Genomic DNA, 23,310 nt, shown 5'->3' with positions numbered 1-23,310 from the left:
ATCATTATGTTCCACATCAATCTCCGCCGACACCAACGAACATTCCAGCCAAAGAGCGCCGGTTCTTACTGGAGATACTTGCCGAAAGGGGAGATGCGGCAGTTGCGTCGCCCGCTTGCGGCGGCCGCATTTCTGTTTCTTGTCTTTGTGACCTCGTTTTTGGCTGCTGCCGACCAGGGCTCCGATTTCAATCGTATCCAAGCTGCCTTGAGGGCGGGCGACGTGCTGGAAGCGCAGGGGCTTCTCGAGAATTTTCTTGAGGAATATCCGTCAGGGAGGAGAGTGGCCGAGGCGCGATACCTTCTGGGACAACTGTATTATCGAAAGGCGGCATATAAAGAAGCGGGCGAAGCCTTCGCAAGAATACTGACGGATCACCCTGATTGGGAACAATCAGACAAGGCGCTGTATGGGTTGGCCATGTCGCAAGTCGGGATGCTCAACTATTCGAGTGCGGCCCGTTCTCTGAGCAACTTCCTTACGCTCCATCCCAAGAGCGAATTGCGTCCGGATGTGCTTTACTGGCTTGGTGAAGCTTATTACCGGTGGCAAGACTATGCCGCGGCCCTCGAAAGATTCGAAGAGTTTTTAAAGCTTTATCCGGACCATAGCCTTTGCGAGTATGCGCTTGATTCGTCGGGATGGTGTCTCGAACAGCTCAACAGGCACGCCGACGCCGTCGTCAGGCGGCGGGAATTCTTGAACCGTTTCAGGAACAGTTCTTTCGCGGACACAGCGAGATACTGTCTGGCCGGCGATCTGCTGAAGGCGGGGAAGAAGAAGGAGGCCGCCGATCTTTATGTGGAGCTTGCCAAGGCAGAGACGGATTCGACGCGGGTGAAGCAGTCTCACCTGCGAGCCGGATTCCTGCTGGCGGAAACGGGGAGAATAGAGGAAGCGGTTGGATTTCTTGAAAATGTTGCCGCCGCGACGACGGGAAACGAACGGCGGCTCGCGAGGGCGGTTCTGGCGAATTGTCACCTGAAAGCGGGCGACTATCAGAAGGCGAAAACGATACTTCTGGACTTATACAAAAAGGATCAAGCCGCCGAATTTGGAGAGGATTTGCAGGTTGCTCTTGCGCTCATTGCGCTTGGCGAATTCAGCCAAGTTACATCCTTTTTGTCATCGAGTGCGGTGGCACAACAGGGTGGCTCTCACGAGGAAGTGCGGCGTTTCCTGCTCGGTGCAAGCTGGCTGAATCAGGGCCAATATGAGAAAACTGTCGGGATTATTGATGTCCCGGCGGCAGGCAAGAAACTCTCTCAGCGCGCGCCGGATCTGCTTTTCTCGCTTGCCGCCGCGTATCTTCTTCTGGATCAATTTGATCAGGCTGAGCCGGTTCTCGAGTTGCTTTGCGGCAACAAGCAGTTCAGCGCGAAGATGCCGCAGGTTCATTATTATTATGGCCGATGCCTGTTCAAGCGGGAACAATATGTTGCCGCGAAGGAACAGTATGAGAAATTTTTGGAATCGGGGCGCATGAATGCGCTGGATGTGCCGGCTCGCTATCTGCTGGCGGAGTCGCAAGCAGGGGCGGGAGAGCTTGAACAATCGCTGAAATCGTTCAGGGCGTGTTTGGAGAAATCGCCGGAAGGCCCGGTTGCCGCATCAGTTTCCTATCAGGCCGGACTCATGGCGCTTATGTTGAGGAAGTATGATGCGGCGGTGTCTTTGCTTATGGGATTGGTTGAGGCCGGCCCTTCAGGTCCCGCGGGAGAGGCGGCGCGTCATTTTGCCGGTATAGCATATTTGAGAAGTGGTGATCCTGAGAAAGCAGCCCGAATGTTTGGGCCTTTGATCGGTCGCGGCCCCAACGGGCATCTTTCGGACAGGACAGCCATTGCGTACGGTCTGGCGGAATTTGGGCGGGGGAACCTGGAGAGAGCCGAAGCCGTTTTTCGAGAATTACCTCTTCATTTTGCCGATACAGAAATGGCCGACTCCGCTCTTTTTTTCGCTGCCGCTTCCCAATTTCGGAGGGGTTTGTTTTCGAGCGCAGGAATCGGATTTCGCGGCTTTGCCGAAGTCTACTCATCGAACAAGCTGACGGGGCCGGCCCTGCTGTGGGCCGCCATTTGTGAAGAGAAATTGAATCATCCTGAGAACGCGCTCGTTTTTTATCAGCGGGCTCTTCAGAAAGACCTCTCCGGCAATGAGCGTGCGGCCGCTCTTGCCGGGCGAATCTCGGCTTGTCTGGCCACAGGCGATAGTGAGAGGGCGCTGACGCTCCTGAGTCCGGTTGCCGAGGATCCGGAACGAGAGGCTGGAGAATATGCCGAGTTTTGGGCGGCCAGGCTGCAGTACTCTCTTGGGCACTGGATGGAGGCTCGAGAAGCGCTGGCGCATTATGCGAAAGGGCATCCTGCGTCTCCGCTGGCGGACGATGCTCTTTTTTTCTCAGGACGGGCCGCTCGAATGGGTCATGATTATGGCGGCGCGATTTCCCTGTATAATGACTTGAACCGGCTCTATCCCGGGAACCCGTTTACGGAGAATGCCGCGATTGAACTGGCAGAATGCATGCTCGAATCGGGAGAAGTCGATGGCGCCGTGGTGGAATTCGAAAGATTCATTGAACGGAACGTCAGTTCGCCATTGCGGCCGGTGGTCCTGTATGATTTAGGCAAGGCGCTGCAACGATCCGGAAGGTTTGAGCAGGCGATCGAGCAATTCAAAGCCGTTGCGGGCGGGAATACCGGCGAACTGGCGGCGAATTCACGCTTTGCGATCGCTGAATGCCTTGCGGAATTGGACCGAAGCGATGAAGCGGTGGCAGAATTGGTCGGAATGGTCAGGGGCGCATATCCGCGAGGGTGGCCTGAGCGGGCTCAGCTCCAGGTGGCACGGCTGCTTGAGCGAGAGGGACAGCTTGATGAGGCGCGGCATTTGTATGAGGCGGTTGCGCAAACGTATCGGCAGGAAGCAGCCGGCATGGTGGCTCAGAGGGCAATTGACCGCCTGAATACGGAGAAAATGATTTCAGCTCGATAAGAGCGTTTGCGGAATCAAAGAACAGAGGAGGAAGGAATGTCTCAAATCAATATTATCACGGGCGGCGGATGGTTGATGATCCCCATCTTCGGCTGCTCATTGGTTGCGGTTTCTCTGATTCTGGAGCGATTCTTCAGTCTCCGGAGGGCGCGTGCTTACTCGAAAGACCTTATGGATAACATTCGCGAAATCCTGAAACACAACAGGATATCCGAGGCGATCACGCTGTGTGAGGAAACCGGAGGACCGCTTGCTTTTATTCTGAAAGCCGGTTTGCTCAAGCACGGCCGGCCGAGGTCGGAGATTCGAGAGGCCGTCGAGGACGCCGGATTATTGGTCATTCCAAGTTTGGAGCGCTACCTGAGCGTTTTGGCGACTATAGCCAATATCGCGCCTCTGCTCGGCCTGCTTGGGACAGTGGTCGGTATGACGGAGGCATTTATGGTCATCCAGAGCCACGGCGGCGCCGTCACGCCTGGCGACCTGGCGGGGGGGATCGGGACGGCCCTCTTAACGACGGTATGGGGGCTGATTGTAGCCATACCAACACTGGTGGCATATAATTACTTTGTCACGCAGGTTGATAATATGGTCTGGGAAATGGAGATCTTGTCATCCGAACTGCTGGATATTCTTTCAGAAAAGGAAAAGACGTATGCAGTTTAGGAAAAAAGCGGTTACCCATGAGAAGGTGATGGTGGCGCTGAACATGACGCCGCTCATCGACTGCGTGCTGCAACTGCTGATTTTCTTTATGCTCACTTCCAGTTTTGTTCTTCAGACGGGCATCCTGGTGGAGCTTCCAAAGGCGCGCACGCCCAAGCTTCAGGAGGAACAGGATATCGTGATCACGATAACGCGCAATAATGAGACCTATTTGAATGATCAAAAGGTGCCGCTGGCGCAGTTGCCGATAGCCCTGCTGGAGAAGGTCACCAAGAGCAACCAGAAGATGGTGCTCATCAAGCCTGATAAGAGGGTGGAAACCGGAAAACTGGTGGAAGTGATGGGAATTGCGAAAAGTGTGGGAGTCGAGTCGCTCGGAATAGCGACAGAGCCGCAGTAAGGGAGGCGCCACCTCGTGCTTCATTCGGGCAAACCGGCGTTATTTGCACTCTTCTCGGTAGTCGTTCATATCCTTTTCGTCGTCCTCTTCGCGCAGGTGACCCTGAGCTTTACGCCGCCGCCGGTCAAGCAGCTTTCGCTGGTGCTCATGTCGAGCGGCGGAGGTCAGAGCGACATCGTCCAAAAAGAAGCGGTTTGGATCTCGCCGAAGAGAATCGAGCCTGCATTCCCGGTCGATGCCGTGCTTTCCGAATTGGAATCTGAAGTTCCGAAATGGAGGCATTTAGCCAAACCGGAGGATGCTCTTTTCACGTTAAAAGAGACCCTCCTTCCCGTTGTCGACGTGAAAGAAACCGCCGATAAACTTCGCCCTCGCCCGCCGGATAAACTTTTCGCTGCGCCGCCGGCTGAGTCCAAGCCCATGCCTACCGCGGAATTTGCTCTGGGTCCCGATCTTCCCCGAATTCTTCATGAGGATTGACGCATGCTGCACGCGAATTTGTACGTCGCCATACTCGGCTACGCCGGCACGATCCTCATATTCATCATTGCGATTTGGATGTGGATAGAGTTGAATGCTCACAGCGGAAGTTTGGGAGGGCAGGGGGTTGCTCAGCGAAAATGGAGATGCCATTACTGCGGGTACATGTATTTGGGATCGGGCGAAGAACAGCTTTCTCAATGTCCGCGCTGTGAGAGTTTCAATACTATGTCGGAGAAATAAGGCTTATCAGTAAGCATTTGATGGTTTTTAAGTGAGCATCTGAAGCTGCGAAGCGATCTGGCGGAAGGGGAGCAGGTGACTGCGGAGAAACGAAAGATATACTATGGCTGGTATATCGTTGCGGTTTGTTTCCTGGCGATGTTCTTTCTGAGCGGCATTGGATACACATTTGCCGTCTATTTCAAAGTCTTCATCGAAGAGTTCAAATGGAGCCGGACCGCGCTCTCCGGCGTCGTTTCCGCAAGCCTGGTTGTCGGAGGCCTGGCCGCTCCCTTCTGGGGCAACTGGACTGATCGCGCGGGCGGACGCGCGGTGATGATAACGGCGGCTTTTTTTGCGGGCTTGAGTCTGTTGTTGCGCGCGGGCATTTCCACTCTCTGGCAGTTGTACGTCATTTCGATAGCCGGCTCGGTGTTCTTTGCCGGCGTCAGCCTTATCCCCTTGAGCGCGATTATTTCCCACTGGTTCCAGAAGAAGCGTGGGGCGGCGATGGGATTAACCCTTATCGGCGGGAGCACGGGCGGCTTTCTCATGCCGCCTCTGGCAGAATATTTGATTGAATTGACCGGCTGGCGTATCTCTTATCTGATCCTTGCGGTAATCCTTTGGGGTGGAGTAATCCCTGTTGCCGCGTTGATCCTGAGAAGGAGTCCTTCCGCGATCGGTCTTCTGCCTGACGGCAAGGGAAGTGAGTCGGAACGGATGAAACCGGGCGGGCTGGAGGAGATCATTTCGCAGGAGAAAACGGTGAAGCTGCCGGCGGAAGAGTTCACTCTGCAGCAAGCGATGAGGACAGTAACTTTCTGGATGATTGCCGCCGCCTTCTTCTTTCCGATGATGTCGGGGGTCGGCTTAATTACGCACCTGGTGGTGGTCCTGACGGACGCCGGCATCGATACGCGACTCGCGTCTGTCTGTCTGGGACTCGTTGCCATACTGGGCATCGCGGGCCGCGTCACATTTGGTTTTGCGGCTGACCGCTTTCCTGTTCGCAAGGTATTCACAGCGTGTTACATCCTGGAAACGATATCGGTTTGCATGCTGCTGGCATTGCCGTTGATCGGGACAAAGGCCTTTTTTGCGTACGTTCTTGTTTACGGCCTTACCGGCGGCGGCGGACTGGTGCTCGCGCCGCTGATTATCGGCGAATGTTTTGGATTGAAGTCGCTGGGCGCGATATTTGGAGTGCTTGCTATCAGCGGGGTTGCTGGAGGGGCAATAGGGCCGCTGCTGGCGGGCTTCATTTTTGACACGACCGGCGGCTACTATCTCGCCTTCGTCATCTTCGCCACCGGTGAAGCGATTGCCGCCTTTGCCATTTCCCGCGCAAAGATCATGCGGTCGCCATCGATAGAGACTGCAATCGTCGCCGGTGTTCTCGATTGACATTCCAGGCTTTACTTCCGGACACAGCCCTCAGCCGAAGGTTTTCAGAAAATCATCTTTGAGCCATTTATTCGATCGGCTCGAAGCGCGCCTGGAAGAAGCGCAGGTATTGCGGCTCGTAGGCCATCTTGAGGCCGCGGGTCTTTTCGCGGGCATCGAACACCGCCTTCACGGCTTCGGCGGTGACATCCATGTGCGCCTGCGTATAGACGCGACGCGGTATTGTCAGCCGCACCAGTTCGAGGGCCGGATAGCGGTGGTCGCCGGTTTTCGGGTCGCGCCCGGCGCTGACCACTCCGCGTTCCATCCCGCGGATGCCGGAATCGAGATACAGTTCGGCCGCGAGGCGTTGCGCCGGGAACTGGTTCTGCGGAATGTGAGGGTAGAACTTTTTGGCGTCGAGGAAGATGCCGTGCCCGCCAACCGGCTGAACGATGGGGATACCCCACTCGGTGAGCAGTTGCCCCAGATAGCGAACCTGTCCGATCCGAGCCCGGATATGATCATCCTGGACTGACTCGACGATCCCGATAGCCATGGCCTCCATATCGCGTCCGGCCATGCCGCCGTAAGTGTGAAGCCCTTCATAGATCACAACGAGGTTGCGAAGTTGGTCGAACAGGTCTCGATCATTAACGGCAAGCCAGCCGCCGATATTGACGAGGCTATCCTTTTTTGCGCTCATCCATGCGCCGTCGGTATAACCACAGAATTCCTTCAGAATCCGGGCGATCGATTTCCCGGCGTAACCTTCTTCGCGTTCCTGAATGAAAAAGGCGTTTTCGACCATGCGTGTCGCATCGAGATAGACCGGCATGCGGTTGCGGCTGCATAATTCATGAACCGCCTTCACGTTTGCCATGCTCACCGGCTGTCCGCCGGCCATATTCACCGTTCCGGCGAGGCTGACGTAGGCGACGTTTTCTTTTCCGACTTTCTCTAAGAGCGCCTGCAATTTCTTCAGATCGATGTTCCCCTTGAACGGATGGGTGCTTGCGGGGTTGTGAGCCTCATCGATAATAACGTCCACGAAAATGCCGCCCGCAAGCTCCTGGTGGAGGCGGGTCGTGGTGAAGTACATATTGCCGGGAACGTACTGTCCTTTCTTTATTGCGGCCTGGCTGATGAGGTGTTCGGCGCCGCGACCCTGATGGGTGGGAACGAGGTACCGATACCCGTAATACTGCTGAACCGCCGCCTCAAGGTTGTAGAAGTTGCGGCTGCCGGCGTAGGCTTCGTCGCCCAGCATCATTCCAGCCCACTGACGGTCGCTCATTGCGCTGGTTCCGCTGTCGGTGAGGAGATCGATGTAGACGTCTTCCGAACGCAGCAAGAATGTATTGTATCCGGCGTCGGTAAGGGCCTTTTGGCGATCTTCGCGACTGATGATCTTGATGGGCTCCACCATTTTAATTTTCCACGGTTCCGCCCACGACCTGCGGCCATACTGCTGTCCGATAGTTTGCGGTATATGTTCTGGCATCGTCTCCTCCCGGCTGCAATGGACGTATTCTTGATCTCCGTGGGGGTATTGAATTCGGCTATTATAGCAGATTTGCGCGTATGGGTATTGGTCTATTGTTCTCTTCCTGAGACTAGCCACCTTTTCCCTTTGACATCGGACATCTTCTCTCGTTATAATTCAGCCTGCCGTTGAAGCGTTTGTACTTGGTCTCACCGGCAGCCAAAGCTCGGCTGCGCCAGGAGTGCATATGACGACTGCAGCCGTCTCTTCATCAAGAAAACTCTCCAAGAAGGAAATCATCAGTTATGGTCTGCCGCGATTCGGTTCAGCGATCATGTTTCTTACCGTCGTCATTTATCTGCCGAAATTTTACACTGATGATCTGCTGCTGAATCCGGGGCTGATCGGGCTGACGTTTCTCCTGGCGCGGTTCTGGGACGCCGTGACAGATCCGGCAATGGGTTATATTTCCGACCGCACGCGCTCGCGGTGGGGGCGACGGCGGCCGTACTTCGTCATCAGCGCGATACCAGCCGCAATAGCTTATTTTATGCTTTGGACTCCGCCGCACGGTTGGCAGGGGCTCTGGCTGTTTGCTTACGTCACTGCCGCATACGTGCTCACGTACACGTTTTGGACCGTCTTCTCGATTCCCTATAATTCCCTTGGCGCCGAGATGACAATGGACTATCACGAGCGGACGGTGCTAACGGGGGTGAGGGAACTATTTGGAGTGGTGGGGACGTTGGTTGCGACTATAGCTCCTCCCGTTTTCGCGGCCAGGTTCGGGAAAGCGCACGGCTATTCCTACCTTTCGATATATGTGGGCGCGATAACCGCACTCTTTATCTTCGTTGCTTTTTTCAATACTCGGGAGAATCCGGAAAACCAGAAGAAAGCGCAGATTCCCGTTAAGGAAGGGCTGCGGGCGCTGGCTGGAAACCGGCCGTTCAGAATTCTGCTGGTAGTGTTTGTGGTCGCGTTGATGGGGAACACTCTCGTGCCCGTATTGACGCTGTATGTTGCGGATTATGTGGTGACGTTGCCGTCGGAACAAGCGCCGTTGCTTCTCAGTCTGGGGGGGCGCACGATAAAGATATCCGACATCGCGCCGATCATCATATTGAGCTATCTCTTGGCCGCCGCCCTTTCGATCATTTTCTGGACGCGTCTGTCGCGCCGGATCGGCAAGAAGGAGACGTGGTCGTACGCATTGGTAATGTCGTCGCTCGTGTTCATTGGCTCCCTTTACTATCATACTGGCACATGGCTCATCTGGATATTTCTTGCCGCCCTTGCAGGCTTCGGCTACGGCTGCACGTTTGCGATCGCGTACTCGATGATGGCGGATGTTATTGATATGGACGAGTTGGAGACCGGCCATCGGCGGGAGGGAGCGTACTTCGGGATGTTCTTCCTGATTGAGAAGGGGGCGGTGGGTCTGACCGCATTCATCGGACTGCAGGCGCTGGCCCTTTCGGGATACGTCCCGAATGTCGAGCAGCCGCTGCGGGTCTTTTGGACGATCAAGGCGTTGTACAGCATCTTGCCTGCTGTCTGTTTTGCGGCAGGCTACTACCTCCTGCGGCGATATCCGATCACACAGGCCGAACACCAGCGAATTCGGTCGCAGATCGAGCTGAAGAAGGCGGCCGCAGCGACTTGAGCGGCTCTCGTACGTGTTTTCCTCCCTGCTGAGGGCGGCGCGAAAAAAAACCTTCAGCGCCAACTACTCATCCCCCGACTCAAGTGCACCGAATCAAGCCGGACATTGGTAATTGCCCTTCCCTCACGCGAGCGTTATGGTAAAAAGAGATGATAGTGCAACATCTTTTTGCCATTTTGCTTCCATTTCATCAAGAAGAAGGGAGCTTTCTGAGAGGTGTTGAATTATGGCACAAGAAAGGAAGGAAAAAGTAAGTACACTCGAAAAAGGGGATATTTATTTCTTTTACAGGCCGAAGGTGGAGGAGGAAAGCCCGGAAAGCCGTGAGGATGTCCAGCGGCTATATATGGTTCTTCATCCTGAAAAAGAGAAGAAGTACCGGTTGTCGATAATTGGAAGAAAAAGGATGCCCGATCCGGCGGTATCCGGAAAAGAGCGGTACTGGGGATTCGTCCAGGTGGTCAGAAAAGATCCGAAGGCGATCCGAGACGAATTGAGAGAGGAGAAGTATCGAACGAAGACCCGCGGGGAGAGAGAAATACCCGCTGCACGGCCGCTCGGTGAAGGAATCTATCGTATCGCCCGGCACGGCAATCACACGCATTTGTTGTATTCGCTTGAGCTGCCGAAAGAACCGGGTGAACCGCAAGAGGAGTTTCAGATCGAGGAAGAGGCCAGCTACATTATGAGCATCAAGAACCCGGAGAAGCCTACGCCGCCTTCAGCCGGGCTGGGGGAGGCGCGGCAAGCTGAATACCCGAAGAAGTTGCAGGAGGTCTTTCGAGATCGCCGGTTTGCGGACGTGGATCCGCCGGAATTCATGGATCATGAAGGCACGCAGTTTGTTCTTGTCGCTGCATTAGAGGATATTAAGGAGGACATGGGAATCGATTTGGAGACCGAGAATGAATCTCGAGCCTCAGCCGATGTCTTCAAAGACTTGAAACTTGATAGATCCAAGCATCCTACCAAGCCGCTTTTCGAGGGCGAATGGGAATAGCTTCTTTTTGAATTGACAATCCGGCGGCGGCATTGTCGTCGCCGGATTTTTTAATTTTTCAGGATTGTAGTTGCGGGAATCATCAGATTTGTATATATTCATATTCCCGATTTCGGGTGTATGTACCGGAAATCAGGTAATTACTGTCCACTTACCATGAAAATAACAAAGTCTTTTGCTGGAATAGAAATTGCTATTCTTGGCGACGTGTTTGGCTTAGCCCCCACTGAAAAAACCAACACGCTGGCTGAATAAAAACCCACGCCAGAGCGTCTCACGAACAATTTCATAATTTTCAGGATCATTTTGCCCGAGAATGCGGCACGTCAAGGAGGTGATCTGGGGAAAACCCTTCTTCTTTTAAGCAGTAGCGTATGAAGATATTGACCGAACGGATACGGCATATTTTACATATCAAACCAGAAGCGTGAGTTACACCGACAGCAGTAGTCCCGTTGAGGAGAATCAGTACATGAGGAAGGCTTATTCATTCATCATCTTGATTTTGTTCGCCGCATTTACCGCAAGACCCGCGACCGCCGATTCAGTTGAAGAAGAAGCAACAGCCGCCCAAATCAAAGGTGCGGCCTTCAATTCCGACCTACTTGGGGATGAGCCGGTGGATAGACAAAGTGATTCGTTCCTTGAGGCGCCCGTCGAAGAGCCGCCTCTCATTTCCTGCGCTCCAGGCCTCAGGCAAATGATTGAATGTCTTGCCGAAGTGGCGTCTTTGCATGAACTAGTCGCCTCCTGCTTATATTCGACCGAATACAAAGCTCCCTTCTCGTTTATCGCGTCCGGGCCAGACGTTTTTGCGGGAGTGCGAGCGGTTAAGGCAGCGGATTCGGCCGGAGTCGCTTGTATGAGACGCGATCGAGGATACTAGAGAGTAACTGCCCGCTCCAACTGCGCATGCCAAAGCAAGAAGAACTGTCGGACGGGTCGGACAGTTCGGACGAGTCGGACAGGTCGGACCAGTCGGACCTGTCAGACATGTTGAAGATTCCGCCTATTTCAAGCCATTTGGACGGTTCCTTTTTTCAATCCGGTGTTTGCCGATCTTGATGGTCGCGCATTTTTCAGTTGACATTGCGCCCGGTATATTGTATGGTTGACCAACCAAAATAACAGGAGAGTCATGGGAAGAAAGAGTCTTGCGAAAGAGCGGCGCGAGCAAATTGTCCGTGCTCTGAATCGGTGTGTCGCCGAGTATGGGCTTCAGAAAACGACCATCAAGAATATTGCGCGGAAGGCCGGTGTCCAGCCGGGCATTCTGCATCATTACTTCAAGGATCGGGACGAAATCATCGAGGAGATGGTCGAGATGATTGTCAATGAGGTGAGCGCGAAGTATCTTGAGGAGCTTCAGCGCCATGATGATCCCGAAAAGCGGTTCGAGGAGGGAATCGATTTCCTTTTCAACCCGGTCATGATTAATGACGAGTATGCGAGCTTTTTTTACGACTGCTGGGCGGAGGCCAAGCGCAACCCGCGGATACGCGAGAGCTTTAAGATGCTGTATACTCGTTTCCGGAAGGCCATAATCGATTTGCTCGCCCAGAACAAAGGTGCCGCCGGTCTGTCTTCTGCGAAGATTCAAGAGCTTGCGGATATGATCATGGCGATACAGGACGGGATCTCGCTGCAATGGGAGATGCTTCCCAACGGGGTCTCTCTCAAGAAGGCAGCGAGCATGACAAAGCAGATGATTCGGTTATACATAAGAGAAGAGAACCGGTCCAGATGAACGGCCGAGGAAAGGTAGTGCAGGTCGGTGGAGATTCGGGGAGACGTGATTTTTGAAGACGTTGTCATCGTTCCGCTGCAGAAGATGATCAAAAAGCGGGCGGCGGCGCTCCTGGCGCGCGCGTTTGTGGAGGATTCGGAAGTCATTACCATTATCAGAAAGCCGCGCCGCGTTCGGCAGAGGATACTTCAATCCCACTATTCGATTCTGATCTCTTCATTCTTGCGCTACAATGCGTCGGCATGTGTGCTGGCGGGTGGAGAGCTGGTCGGGGTCATGCTGGTGTGCGCTCCGGGAGAGGAGCCGATAGGCGTGAAGGAGCTGGCGAGATTTTTCCTGAGGATGCTGTTGCAGCTCAATCCGGGTTCGTTTCGGCGCGGCTGGGTCTCGGCGCAGGACGATGAGCATCATCGTCCGTGCGAGCCGCACTATTACCTGAGCACACTCGGGATCGAGCCAAAGCGGCAGGGAAACGGTATTGGCAGTGTTCTGCTGAAGTATCTGATCGAACGAGCGGATAAAGAGAATACGGCCATCTATCTCAGCTCGACGAATCCCAAGGCTCTCCCGCTTTATGAGAGATTCGGATTCAATACGATTTCAATAACAAGTCCTCTGGGGGTCCCGAACCACCATATGGTACGCAACGGGATTAAATGAAAGGAGCGAGGCAGGATGTTTTCGCTTGAAGGGAAAGTGGCTGTGGTAACGGGCGCCGCGTCGGGGATAGGATTGGCTACGGCTCGCCGGTTCTCCCACGCGGGCGCCACGGTGGTGGTTGCGGATAAGAATGATGCGACCTCGGTTGCGCGGGAGATCGGCGGCCTGTTCATCAGGACGGATGTGACCCGCGAGGAGCAGGTGAAGGCGCTGATGGACGAAACGGCGCGAAGGCACGGGCGCATCGACATTGTGATCAATAATGCCGGGGGAGGAGACGGCAGTGGCGCGAATTTTATTTCGCAGCTTCCCGCGGAGGATTATGAATCGAGTTTTCGCCTGAATTCAATGGGAGTCTTGTTCGGGATCAAGCATTCAGTCGACCACATGAACAACGGCGGCTCGATAGTGAACACGGCCTCGGTGGCGGGCATACAGGGGGTAGCCATGTATTCCCCGTATGTCGCATCCAAGGCCGCGGTTATTGCCATAACGAAGACGGCCGCGCTGGAACTGGCGGGTCGCAACATTCGCGTCAACTGTGTTTGTCCGGGGACGGTGGACACACCGATGGCTTACGGGCCGGGGGGCGAAGCTGAATTGAAGCTTTCGAAGCTGATGATGCCGCTCGGCCGGCTGTGCAAACCCGAGGAGGTGGCAGCCGCATTCCATTTTCTGTGCTCGAACGACTGTTCGTTTATCTCCGGCCAGGCCATCTGTATAGACGGCGGCATGACGGCCGGCCTGAGTATGGGCCTGGTAATGCCTTTGCTGGAGATGCTGTAAGAATTGGACGGCGCTGGAGAGCGGGGGGCGGGCCGGCAATCGGCGTTCCCTCATCTTTCCAATGGACGATTCGAGAATTAACTCATTCGAAAGTGAGGGGGACAATATGAGCAGCGACATCGAGAGCAAATTTTCCGAAAAACTGGGCAGGTCGAACGAGGTGCTCGAACGGGCGAAGAAGGTGCTCCTCTCACCTGTGGCGACCGGGCCGTTTCGCGCGCCCAGGGCAGTTGTATTTGTCAAGGAAGGAAAGGGGGGTCGGATCAAGGATCTCGACGGCAATGAATACGTTGACGTTACCATGGCGTATGGTCCGCTCATACTCGGGCACAGCCATCCCGTCGTTGTCGATGCGGTTGAAAAGCTGGTGCGCAGGGGCACGGTGTATGCGATCGCCCACGAGAATGAAGTGCGCATGGCCGAGATTCTGGTTGAGGCGATTCCCTGTGCCGAGAGGGTCGCTTTTGCGAATTCAGGCACGGAAGCCACGATGCACGCGATGAAGGTTGCCCGCGCCCGAACCGGGAAGGACAAGATTGCGAAGTTCGAGGGCGGCTATCATGGAGTGCATGATTACGCTCAGGTGAGCAGCCTCTTTTCAGTTGGGGGCGGCACGATTGAGGACCCATTGAGCGTGCCCGACACCAGGGGCATCCCGCAGGCGGCGGTCGATCAAGTCATGGTGCTTTCTTACAATCGACCGGAGAGTATCGAGAAGATTCGAAAACACAAAGATGAACTGGCGGCGGTCATCATCGAACCGGTTCCGAGCGCGCTCCCCATAGATATGGGCGATTTCCTCAGGCAACTCCGAAAGGTGACGAGGGAGTGCGGTGTGCTGCTGATCTTCGATGAGGTCATCAGCGGGTTCCGTCTCGCGTACGGAGGCGCGCAGGAATATTTTGGAGTCGTGCCGGATATGGCAACGTACGGCAAGATAATCGGCGGGGGTTTCCCCATCGGCGCCATAGCCGGCAGCGTCGACGCGCTCCAGCCGCTTGTCACCACGGGCGACTTCTTCCAGGACATCCAGGAGAAATGCGCCATCATCGGCACGTTCAGCGGCAATCCTATCAGCACGGGAGTCGGCGCCGCGGTCCTGAAATATCTGGGCGATCATCCGGAGATTTACGATTACATCAATAGCCGGGCGGCGCGAATAAAGCGCGAGGTTCAGGAGTTTTGCAAGGACAACGAGTTTCCGCTTCAACTGTTCGGACTCGGCTCATGGTTCGTCCCTCATTTCCATTGGGGAAAAGCTGAGAACCCGCGCGATCTCCTCAGCCCGGAAGGATGGGCGAAGGGAACGGCTCTCGGCCACTATATGCGGTACAACAAGGTGTATATGCCTGATCTGCACACGGTCTTCGTTTCGGCCGCACATACTGATGAGGATATCGAACTGATAATAGAGGGTTTCAAAAAATCGTTGATGGCGATGAAGCGGGACGGGATACTGGAATAAGCAGCAAGAAGAGAGGGTCGGGAGAGATTCTTCCCACGCGAAACGCGTGGTCAGAATGACTCCGTTGGGAGGACTTGCGCTTTTCAGCAGAAAGAACGGGAAAGCACGAAGGCACAAGAGCGTCGGTAGCGATCTTTGGAGGTCTGTATGGGACAAATAACCGGTGGTGAGCTCATCCTGCGATGTTTGGCTCAGGAGGATATCAAGACGATTTTTGCGGTTCCGGATGCGGGATATAATCCTGTGCTCGGAAAACTCAAGGATTATGGAGTACGCCTCGTGCCGCCGCGCCACGAGGCTGCCGCGGCGCACATGGCCGATGCGATGACTCGCATGACCGGCCGGCCCGCTGTTTGCATGTCTGGGGCGGGTCCCGGCACGGCGAATCTGGTTTCAGGCATTGCTACCGCTTATGCTGAAGGGAGTCCGGTCGTGGCGATAACGTGCAATCGGCGCAGGCCGGTCATCTATCCCGACAGGGGAGGATCTTTTCAGTACTGTAATCAGGTGGACCTGTTCAAGCCGGTAACGAAGTGGAATGCGGTAGTGAACGATTGGGCTCGCATTCCCGAGCTTGTACAGAAGGCGTTTCGGACGGCAACGTCCTGCAAGCCGGGTCCCGTGCAGCTCGATGTTCCGGATGACATTTTTTATGCGACCGGCGACGAAGATTCCGTGCGAGTGGTTTCTCCCAAGCGGTACCGGGTCGGCTACAGGCTGGCGGCCAATCCGGAACTGGTGGAGGAGGCGGCGCAGTTGCTGACAAAGGCGAAGCTCCCGCTGCTTCATGCGGGCGGCGGCGTGAAGCATTCGAAGGCGGCTGCAGTCGTATGCGAGCTTGCGGAATATCTGGGAGCGGTGGTTTCGACATCCGCGGGCGCGCGCGGAGTCGTTGCCGAAGATCATCCCCAGTGTTTTCACTGCCTGAGCCCGGCGGTGCGCGAGGCGCGCAAGAATGCGGACGTCGTGGTTGTCATTGGCAGTCAATTCGGCGAGACGGAGTTTCGGGGGCAGGCGCCCGATTGGGGGAAACCGGAGGCGCAGCGGGTTATACAGATCGACATCGATCCGGAGAGGATAGGGGTTAGCCGCGAGGTCGATATCGCGATCATTGGAGATGCGCGCAGAGTCGTCGCCGACATTCTTGAGCGGGTGAGACAACTTGGGCCGAGGCGCGGACCGGGGGCGCGGGTCGAGTCTTTTCGCGCCACACAGGATCTGTGGATCAAGGAACTTCTTTCCACAGCAGGTGATTCGCCCGATTCGCCGGTTCATCCCGGCGCAATGGCGGCAACGGTCAGGAGGTTCTTTCCGCGGGATTCGATCATGGTGCTGGATGGCGGAAACAATGGCCTGTATACGGCGCACTACCATCACATTTTCGAGCCCGACTGTATGCTGTGGACGTCGAAGTTCGGCCATCTCGGGACGGGGATCCCATACGCGCTCGGGGCGAAGCTGGCATGTCCCGACAAGCTCGTGTACGTTGTTACGGGCGACAGCGCGAGCGGATTCAATTTGATGGAACTGGAGACGGCGAAGCGCGAGAATTTGCCGATTGTGGTGATCATCAATTGCGATTATCAGTGGGGGATGGAGGCGCCCGGCCAAATCATGGAATTTGGCGGTCCGGAATTCATGGTTGGCGTGGCGCATTACCCGATCCGCTATGATAAGATAGCGGACGCGATGGACTGCCACGGCGAATACGTAGACAATATTGCTGATCTTGAGCCCGCTTTGGAGAGGGCTGTCGCTTCGGCCAAGCCTTCGGTTATCCACGTGGTAACCAACAAGGAAGCGAACACCTGGCCGCCGGGATTGCTCGAGTTTGCTCGGGTTTACAGCGGCGAGCAAGCTGCCGAGTAGCATTTGCGGCCGGTTATGCCGGGCCGACGGAGCGAATGAAACGGAGGAAAAGAAAATGGGGGAGTTAGAGGGGAAGGTTGCAGTCGTAACGGGAGTTGGACGTCCCCGCGGCATCGGCCGGGCATGCGCACTAAAACTGGCTTCAATGGGTGCGGATATTGTCATCAGCGATATCTGCCGCAGGTATGAGGGGGACCTTGCATTTTACAATCTCGGTGATTGGGAACAACTGCAGGCAGTGGTAAGAGAAATAGAGGCAATGGGTCGCCGAGCGCTTGCATGCAGGGTCGATGTTGCGAAAAAAAATGAAATCGAGCAGATGGTAAATGAAACTGTGGATGCGTTCGGGCGAATCGATGTTTTGGTGAATAATGCCGGCACCGGAGTTGGCGTCGGTCCGATATTAACCATCAGCGAAGAAGCCTGGGACAAGACGTTTGCCGTAAACGCAAAGGGCACTTTTTTGTGTTGCCAGGCGGTGCTTCCGGGGATGATGGAGAGGAGAGAAGGCAAGATCGTCAACATTGCCTCGACCGCAGGGCTGCGCGGGTCCGCGCAGTATGGGGCTTACGGCGCCTCCAAATTTTCAGTTGTCGGAATGACGCAGATCATGGCCGCCGAATTTTCGCAATTCAACATCAACATCAACTGCGTGTGTCCGGCAATGGTCGAGACCGATCTCGGCTTTGAAGAGTATGAGTTTCTCTCGTTTGTGCGGGGCGGGACGCCTGAGGAAGCGCGCCGGCGCATCATCTCGCAGATTCCGCTCGGACGCCCGGCCGTTGCCGCTGATATCGCCAATGTGGTTGCTTTTTTGGTGTCGAAACAATCCAACTACATGGTGGGGCAAACGGTGGCGGTGACCGGCGGGATGGAGTTCGGCGCGCATTAAGAAAGCTGAATCAGGCTGCGGACTATTTTTTTCAGCTCTTCGCTGCTAAAGGGTTTTATGAGCAAGGCATCCGGTTCCGGATGCATTTCCTCTTCTGCATGGCCGGTCATTATGATGACGGGGACACCCGGGTGATGGAGGCGGACATGTTCGAGCAGTGAAAGGCCATCACGATCGGGCATGAATTTATCGGTCACCACGAGATCGATTCTTTCGGCGCCGAGAATACGAATAGCCTCTTCCACTGTAGAGGATTCGCTTATTTGATACCCTTCCGATTTCAAGACTCTGACGAGTTGCCGTCTTTGCATCGCGTCGTCTTCCACGAGGAGGACATCAATTGTTGGCATATCGATCCCTCAAATTCTGCTGTCGAAGTGAAGGGGCGGCTTTCTAAGCATAACCACAGGAGTTGTGAAAGACAAGGGCGGACAGGACTTTTTTTGAATATGACACCTGTGCGCCGCTGCCGCTAATGGAGCCAGCCTAATCCGCTTCCCGTTTCGCACGTAAATGCCGATCTTCTATTTTCACGCAATGATGGTCGGCCGGATCGGAGTTTTTGTCAGGACTTCGTTTCCGGACTGTGTGATGAGGACGGGGCACTCAAGGCGGTGTCCGCCGACACCGGGCCGGTTGATCACGAGTGCGGCCACTTCGGTCAGATTCGGTTCGAGCACGATGTGGCTGAACTCCTCGCCGCTGGTTATTGCCGGGTACCACTCGTGGCCGACGATGCCGATGCCATGCCCGAATGCAGCGAGCGCGTCCTGCACGTAGCCGGCGGAACTGAGGTAATCCATCATTTCCTGCCAGATATCGGGCACGCGCGCCCCGGGGACAAGTTTGCTGATCAGGAATTCGGCGGCGCCGGTATACGCTTCCGCGAGTCTTTCCTGTTCTCTTGTCGGTTTTCCGATGATGTAGTTGTGTGACAGGTCGGAGTAATAGTGGCCATATGTGCTGTGGAGGTCGACGAGCACGTTGTCGCCGGGCTGTACGATTCGATCGGTGGGCGGAGTGCATCCGCATTGGGCGTAAGCGGTGCGCTCGCCGGAGGCGATCTCGTTGCTGCCGGTGATCGGCCAGTGGAACTCGCTCCCAAGCTGACGCATTGTCAGCTCGCCGATGCCTGCTATTTCGAGTTCTGTCAAGCCCGGGCGAAGCTCGTTCCTCACGGCTTCCTGTGCGGCATCACAAATGGCTGCCGCCCGCTTCATCAGGGCGATCTCGCCGGTTTCTTTGGTTGCGGAGACTTTATCGACGACGTTGATTGCATTGACGAAGGTCGCCTTTGGCAGGTCTTTGAGGAGCATCTCGTATTCGGTGGCAAACAGGAAACCTGCCGCCAATCGAGGAGAATGTCCGAGTTCGACGCCAATCGTTTTCTCCGCGTATCCCCAGGATTGAATGCGGGCAACGGCTTGCTCGATGAGCGAGAATCCGGGAAGGACCGGACCTGATCCGACGACTCTGTCGCCAAGCCAGGATTCGGCCTTCACGCGTTCGAAGTCCATGAGGAGGGTGTTCACTTCGATTCTGCCGTCCGACGACATAAGAGCGTAGCTTCTCCACGGAACGAAGGCGCCGCTGATGTAACAAACGCTTTTTTCGCGAGTGGCCAGAAGGATGTCGACTCCTTCTACGGCCATCTCTCGACGAATTCTTTCCATCCTGGCGGGGTAATCTATGTAGATGTTCATTATCTCTCCTCCGGCTGTTTCATGTTGATGGTGGGACGCACGATTATACCAGTTTCGCGTAGGGTTCTTCAATTCTGGGGCTTCGGGGACAGAGAATGCGTCGATGAGCAATTCCGCCGTGGAGTGCCTATATCCGGGCCGAGGAGAGATTCTTCCCACGCGAAGCGCGTGGTCAGAATGACGATGTTGTTAGGATGTCGCGCCTGCGGTGGGTTCTTGAGATGGTGGAAACCTCCCGGTATTTGAATAAGAGGAAAGTATATGTTACCTTTGCAGGAGGGGCTTCAATCGATCGTGGTTTGGAGGCAGGCGTGGAGATTATGCAGCGAAAATACGCATTTATAGTGAATCCCGCTTCGGGTGCAGGCGAAGGCGCTCAGATTGCCGCAATGCTGATGCGAATTGTCAAGGATCATCCTCGGCTCGGGGAGGGAGAAGCGGCGGTATTCACGGTAGACAGGCTGTCTGAAGATGAAATGATCAGCCTTATCTCGGAATCGGAAATGCTTATTGCTGTCGGCGGCGACGGAACCGTCAGCCAGTTGATCAGCCGTATGATGCAGTCGAAGAGGACGCCGGCGCTGGGCGTCGTACCGGTCGGGACCAGCAATGATCTGGCGCGCGCTCTCGGCGCGCCGCTACGAGCCGATTTTACCGATGATCGCGTCCTACGCGCAACCATTGACAGACTTCTTTCCGCGCGGCCGATACTGCTGGATATTCTTGCGATCAACGGGAGATTCTTCTTCTGCAATTACTTCAGCATGGGATTCGACGCCATCATTGTAAGCGATTTCGCCCAGATGCGCAAATCGCGCTGGATTCGGCTGCTCCCACGGGGGCGGTTCGTGAACAACCTGATTTACTTTCTGATGGGCGTCAAAAACGCGGGCTTCCGCTTGTCGCCGCCCGTAGTTGTTTCAATCGAATATTCCGGTGCCGAGAAGCGTCTTACTTTTGATCAGCCTGTACGCGCTGTAATCGTGACGAATCTGCCGGTATATGCGGGAGGAACAAGGATCAATCCGGGTGCCCGATTGGACGACGGCCGATTTGAGATTACGGTGGTAGAGACGCTGTTCCAGTTCATCATAGTGATTCTCACCCGTTTCCTTCGCTTTTTGACGTTGCCGCGCGGGATCGTCCAGGTTCGAGCGGAGCGGGCGGAAATCCAGTTGCACGGACCTGCGCCGTGCCAGATCGATGGAGAGGCGGCTTTCGATGCTCTGTCGGCCGATCATCTCCTCAAGATTACGCGTTGGGGCAGCATTCGGATCGCGGTCTAGGAACTGCGCTACGTAATGCGGCTTACAGATAACTTATTCCTGGTGAGTCAAAATATAAAGGAAATTTATCATCTTCACAAAAAGGGGGTCGTTCAGCGAATGCTGTCGTTCATAAACATGAAGTGTTCGGCGTGTGAATCTGTTTACACTCTCTTGATCGAGCAACTCAATATAGTGCTGCTGTTCAAATGTTACGAGTGCGGCCAGCACAACGTGTACGTCGCAGGGAACATCCTTGAGCTTGACCAGCAGATAATGACTGAAGGCACGGACGCACAGAAGCGGAAGCATATTGTCAATACCGTTCAGTGCTTTGCCGGCAAGTTTGCGGAAAATGTTTTTGGACACATTGATCGGATGGTCAATGTGAATGTTGATATCGAGATGGTGGAGAGTCGCCGTCGGAGGAGGAAACGCATGACTGAGAAACCACAACCGGCCAAGGAGATAGCCTCGGCCCGCCCCGTGCCATCCATCAAACAAATGGATGCACCCGAGATTTCCGCCGATGAGGTCAAGGATTTCGTGAAGATCGATTTGAATCTCATCGACAAGAAGCATTACTTTGACAAGTTCTTCCGCACGACCACCAATTAGTATCCCCTAACCGGGGCCGGCAGAGCGGAACCGACCGGCGATCCGGCAGTGAAGCGCATGCGCAGGGCGAAGGCTGCTTCTCTAACCGCTGACGATTTAGCAACTTAGATCATCCTCCAGAATCCTCTTTCATTTGACAAATCCAGGCGTCAGGGCTATAATTTTTTAATCCCCTTCAAGTGGAATGTTCAGGTGAGGAACGAATGATTCGGAGCATGACGGGATTTGGACAAGGCGCTGCCGAAACCGACGGATTGTCGGTATGGGCTGAGGTGTCTTCGCTTAACCATCGGTATCTGGATCTGAACCTCAAGCTGTCATCTGTCTTTCTTTCTTTCGAGCATGAACTCAGAAAATTTGTGCAAGGGTTCTTTGAGAGGGGGAGAATCAATATTTCTCTTACTTCGGAAGGCGCATTATCCGAGGCGACCGAGGTCGAATTCAATCGGCATCTTGCCCAGCAGTACCTTGATCAAGTGCGCGCTTTTTCCCTGGAATCCGATCTCAGGGACGACCTGAGCCTCACGTCCATCCTCCGCTTGAGCACGTTGTGGAATCCAAAACGCCCGGCCGCGGAAGACCTCGAGAAACTTCTCGGAGCGGCCAAGAAGGCTCTGACGGTTGCGATTGAGCAGTTGACCCGGATGCGCGAGCAGGAGGGATCGGCAATCTGGGCGGACCTCTGCGGCAGAATAGATCACATCAACACTTTCATCAAGCAGATATCATCGCGCGCGCCTGGCGTTGTGGACGATTATCGCCAGCGGCTGAAGGAGCGCATTGACAGCCTGTTGCCGGAGGGCGCCGCACTGGACGAGCAGCGGCTGCTGGCGGAGGTGGGTCTCTTCGGTGAGAAAGCCGATATTTCCGAAGAACTCGTGAGGCTCGCAAGCCATATTGAGCAGTTTCATGCGATAGGACAGCAGCATGGCAATGTGGGGAGGCGGCTGGATTTCCTTCTGCAGGAGATGTTCCGGGAGATTACAACTATCGGCTCGAAAGCCCGCGATGCCGCTATTTCGCATGATGTTGTGGAAGTAAAGGGGCTTCTGGAGAAGATGCGCGAGCAGGTCCAGAATGTCGAGTAACTTTTGAAAACTTCGGCCATGTCAGCGATAATAAACATCGGGTTCGGCGGCGCGGTCATGGTTGAGAAGGTGGTGGCCGTCATATTGCCCGACTCGAAACCGTCGGTTCGCCTGCGTGATGCGGCTCGGAACGAGAACAGGTTGATCGATGCCACCCAGGGACACAAGACGCGGGCCCTTATCATTACGACAAGCAATCATGTGATTTTGTGCGGCATTAATGCTGAAACTATTATTCAGAGGATCAAAGAAAGCAGTGCCACATAATCAGGTGTTTTCATCGAGAAAAGATGTTGAACCCGATGAGCTTGTCCGGGCCCTGCATCGCAGACGCGGACTGGCGGTGGTAATTTCGGCCCCGTCGGGAACCGGGAAGACTACTCTTTGCAGGCAGTTGCTTCGGGAAATACCGGATCTCAGCCTGTCTGTCTCGGTTACGACGCGATCGCCAAGAAGGGATGAGCAGGACGGGCGTGATTACCATTTCATATCACGGGAGCGATTTCAGGAGGAGATGAGGAGCGGTGGTCTGCTTGAGTGGGCCGAAGTTTACGGACATCTGTACGGCACTCCTCGCGAGCCGGTTGCGACGAGGATCGAGCAGGGTAAGGACACTGTTCTTGACATCGACGTGCAGGGCGCCCAATCGGTGAAGGAAACTCTTCGGGAGGCGGTGCTGATTTTCCTTCTTCCGCCGTCGCTGGCTGAACTCGAGCGGAGGCTGCGGACTCGCAGTTCCGACTCCGCCGACGATATCAGCGTGCGTCTTCAAAACGCTTTGACCGAACTCAGCCGCTACAGGCTGTATGATTATCTGGTGGTCAATGATGATATGAGCAGCGCCGTGAGCGTATTGAAGTCCATTGTTCTCAGCGAGCGTCATCGGTTGAACAGGATTCTCTAACAATGTGGATCAA

General features: G+C 55.1%; 23 protein-coding genes. 19 read left to right on the top strand and 4 right to left on the bottom strand.

Going from position 1 to position 23,310, the window contains the following annotated elements; all coding sequences use genetic code 11:
- Nucleotides 1–6 precede the first annotated feature (6 nt).
- The 6 genes from bamD (at nt 7) to C4520_16400 (ending at nt 6,169) form a co-directional block, all read left to right on the top strand.
- Complete coding sequence (bamD, locus tag C4520_16425; protein RJP17549.1) at nt 7–2,994, top strand: outer membrane protein assembly factor BamD; 2,988 nt, start codon at nt 7–9, stop codon at nt 2,992–2,994.
- A 36-nt stretch (nt 2,995–3,030) separates the two neighbouring features.
- On the top strand, nt 3,031–3,660 hold the full coding sequence (locus tag C4520_16420) for a MotA/TolQ/ExbB proton channel family protein (GenBank protein ID RJP17548.1): 630 nt from the start codon (nt 3,031–3,033) through the stop codon (nt 3,658–3,660).
- Nucleotides 3,650–4,060, top strand: a complete 411-nt coding sequence (locus tag C4520_16415; GenBank protein RJP17547.1) for a biopolymer transporter ExbD — start codon at nt 3,650–3,652, stop codon at nt 4,058–4,060. The genes C4520_16420 and C4520_16415 overlap by 11 nt, the downstream gene beginning before the upstream one ends.
- Before the next feature lie 15 nt (nt 4,061–4,075).
- The gene (locus C4520_16410) at nt 4,076–4,540 is read left to right on the top strand and encodes a hypothetical protein (GenBank protein RJP17546.1); all 465 of its coding nucleotides are present in this window, start codon (nt 4,076–4,078) and stop codon (nt 4,538–4,540) included.
- A 3-nt stretch (nt 4,541–4,543) separates the two neighbouring features.
- A complete protein-coding gene (locus C4520_16405; GenBank protein ID RJP17545.1) occupies nt 4,544–4,783 on the top strand; it encodes a hypothetical protein in 240 nt (79 codons plus the stop codon).
- A gap of 75 nt (nt 4,784–4,858) precedes the next feature.
- A complete protein-coding gene (locus tag C4520_16400; protein RJP17544.1) occupies nt 4,859–6,169 on the top strand; it encodes an MFS transporter in 1,311 nt (436 codons plus the stop codon).
- A gap of 67 nt (nt 6,170–6,236) precedes the next feature.
- Here C4520_16400 and C4520_16395 read toward each other — a convergent pair whose 3' ends face one another.
- Nucleotides 6,237–7,652 carry a tyrosine phenol-lyase gene (locus tag C4520_16395; GenBank protein ID RJP17543.1) on the bottom strand — a complete coding sequence of 472 codons (1,416 nt, stop codon included), beginning with the start codon at nt 7,650–7,652 and terminating at the stop codon, nt 6,237–6,239.
- A 229-nt stretch (nt 7,653–7,881) separates the two neighbouring features.
- Here C4520_16395 and C4520_16390 point away from each other — a divergent pair, with 229 nt between their 5' ends.
- From C4520_16390 to C4520_16350, 9 genes are all read left to right on the top strand, one after another.
- Nucleotides 7,882–9,300: an MFS transporter gene (locus tag C4520_16390; protein ID RJP17542.1), complete on the top strand. Its 1,419-nt coding sequence runs from the start codon at nt 7,882–7,884 to the stop codon at nt 9,298–9,300.
- Between the two features lie 226 nt (nt 9,301–9,526).
- Nucleotides 9,527–10,300 (top strand): hypothetical protein, encoded by a 774-nt coding sequence (locus C4520_16385; GenBank protein RJP17541.1) that lies wholly within the window; start codon nt 9,527–9,529, stop codon nt 10,298–10,300.
- A gap of 472 nt (nt 10,301–10,772) precedes the next feature.
- On the top strand, nt 10,773–11,186 hold the full coding sequence (locus C4520_16380; GenBank protein RJP17540.1) for a hypothetical protein: 414 nt from the start codon (nt 10,773–10,775) through the stop codon (nt 11,184–11,186).
- 252 nt (nt 11,187–11,438) lie between these two features.
- Nucleotides 11,439–12,047: a TetR family transcriptional regulator gene (locus tag C4520_16375; GenBank protein ID RJP17539.1), complete on the top strand. Its 609-nt coding sequence runs from the start codon at nt 11,439–11,441 to the stop codon at nt 12,045–12,047.
- Between the two features lie 27 nt (nt 12,048–12,074).
- Nucleotides 12,075–12,707 carry a GNAT family N-acetyltransferase gene (locus tag C4520_16370; GenBank protein ID RJP17538.1) on the top strand — a complete coding sequence of 211 codons (633 nt, stop codon included), beginning with the start codon at nt 12,075–12,077 and terminating at the stop codon, nt 12,705–12,707.
- A gap of 15 nt (nt 12,708–12,722) precedes the next feature.
- Nucleotides 12,723–13,493 (top strand): SDR family oxidoreductase, encoded by a 771-nt coding sequence (locus tag C4520_16365; protein RJP17537.1) that lies wholly within the window; start codon nt 12,723–12,725, stop codon nt 13,491–13,493.
- Between the two features lie 61 nt (nt 13,494–13,554).
- Nucleotides 13,555–14,958 (top strand): aspartate aminotransferase family protein, encoded by a 1,404-nt coding sequence (locus tag C4520_16360; protein RJP17536.1) that lies wholly within the window; start codon nt 13,555–13,557, stop codon nt 14,956–14,958.
- Nucleotides 14,959–15,105: 147 nt separating this feature from the next.
- A complete protein-coding gene (locus C4520_16355) occupies nt 15,106–16,827 on the top strand; it encodes a thiamine pyrophosphate-binding protein (GenBank protein ID RJP17535.1) in 1,722 nt (573 codons plus the stop codon).
- A gap of 55 nt (nt 16,828–16,882) precedes the next feature.
- Entirely contained in the window at nt 16,883–17,719 is an 837-nt protein-coding gene (locus C4520_16350; protein ID RJP17534.1) for an SDR family oxidoreductase, read from the top strand.
- Here C4520_16350 and C4520_16345 read toward each other — a convergent pair.
- Both C4520_16345 and C4520_16340 read right to left on the bottom strand, forming a co-directional pair.
- Complete coding sequence (locus C4520_16345) at nt 17,716–18,069, bottom strand: response regulator (protein RJP17533.1); 354 nt, start codon at nt 18,067–18,069, stop codon at nt 17,716–17,718. The genes C4520_16350 and C4520_16345 overlap by 4 nt on opposite strands.
- A 180-nt stretch (nt 18,070–18,249) precedes the next feature.
- Nucleotides 18,250–19,422 carry an aminopeptidase P family protein gene (locus C4520_16340; GenBank protein RJP17532.1) on the bottom strand — a complete coding sequence of 391 codons (1,173 nt, stop codon included), beginning with the start codon at nt 19,420–19,422 and terminating at the stop codon, nt 18,250–18,252.
- Between the two features lie 194 nt (nt 19,423–19,616).
- On the opposite strand from C4520_16340, the gene C4520_16335 reads away from it, so the two are divergent.
- Nucleotides 19,617–20,708 (top strand): hypothetical protein, encoded by a 1,092-nt coding sequence (locus C4520_16335; protein ID RJP17531.1) that lies wholly within the window; start codon nt 19,617–19,619, stop codon nt 20,706–20,708.
- A 33-nt stretch (nt 20,709–20,741) separates the two neighbouring features.
- Here the strand turns inward: C4520_16335 and C4520_16330 are convergent, their stop codons facing one another.
- Nucleotides 20,742–21,269: a hypothetical protein gene (locus C4520_16330; GenBank protein ID RJP17530.1), complete on the bottom strand. Its 528-nt coding sequence runs from the start codon at nt 21,267–21,269 to the stop codon at nt 20,742–20,744.
- A 239-nt stretch (nt 21,270–21,508) separates the two neighbouring features.
- Here C4520_16330 and C4520_16325 point away from each other — a divergent pair, with 239 nt between their 5' ends.
- Genes C4520_16325 through C4520_16315 form a run of 3 tightly spaced genes read left to right on the top strand, consistent with a single transcriptional unit; the run spans nt 21,509 to nt 23,297 of the window.
- Nucleotides 21,509–22,393, top strand: coding sequence for a YicC family protein (locus tag C4520_16325; GenBank protein ID RJP17529.1), 885 nt, complete (start codon nt 21,509–21,511; stop codon nt 22,391–22,393).
- 18 nt (nt 22,394–22,411) lie between these two features.
- Nucleotides 22,412–22,660, top strand: coding sequence for a DUF370 domain-containing protein (locus C4520_16320; GenBank protein ID RJP17575.1), 249 nt, complete (start codon nt 22,412–22,414; stop codon nt 22,658–22,660).
- Entirely contained in the window at nt 22,614–23,297 is a 684-nt protein-coding gene (locus tag C4520_16315) for a guanylate kinase (GenBank protein RJP17528.1), read from the top strand. Before C4520_16320 ends, C4520_16315 begins: the two co-directional genes overlap by 47 nt.
- The last annotated feature ends 13 nt before the right edge of the window (nt 23,298–23,310 follow it).

The organism is Candidatus Abyssobacteria bacterium SURF_5 (genome assembly GCA_003598085.1).
GTDB lineage: Bacteria > Abyssobacteria > SURF-5 > SURF-5 > SURF-5 > SURF-5.
The sequence above is the reverse complement of the archived record's forward strand: the minus strand, read 5'-3'. Positions and strand labels throughout refer to the sequence as shown.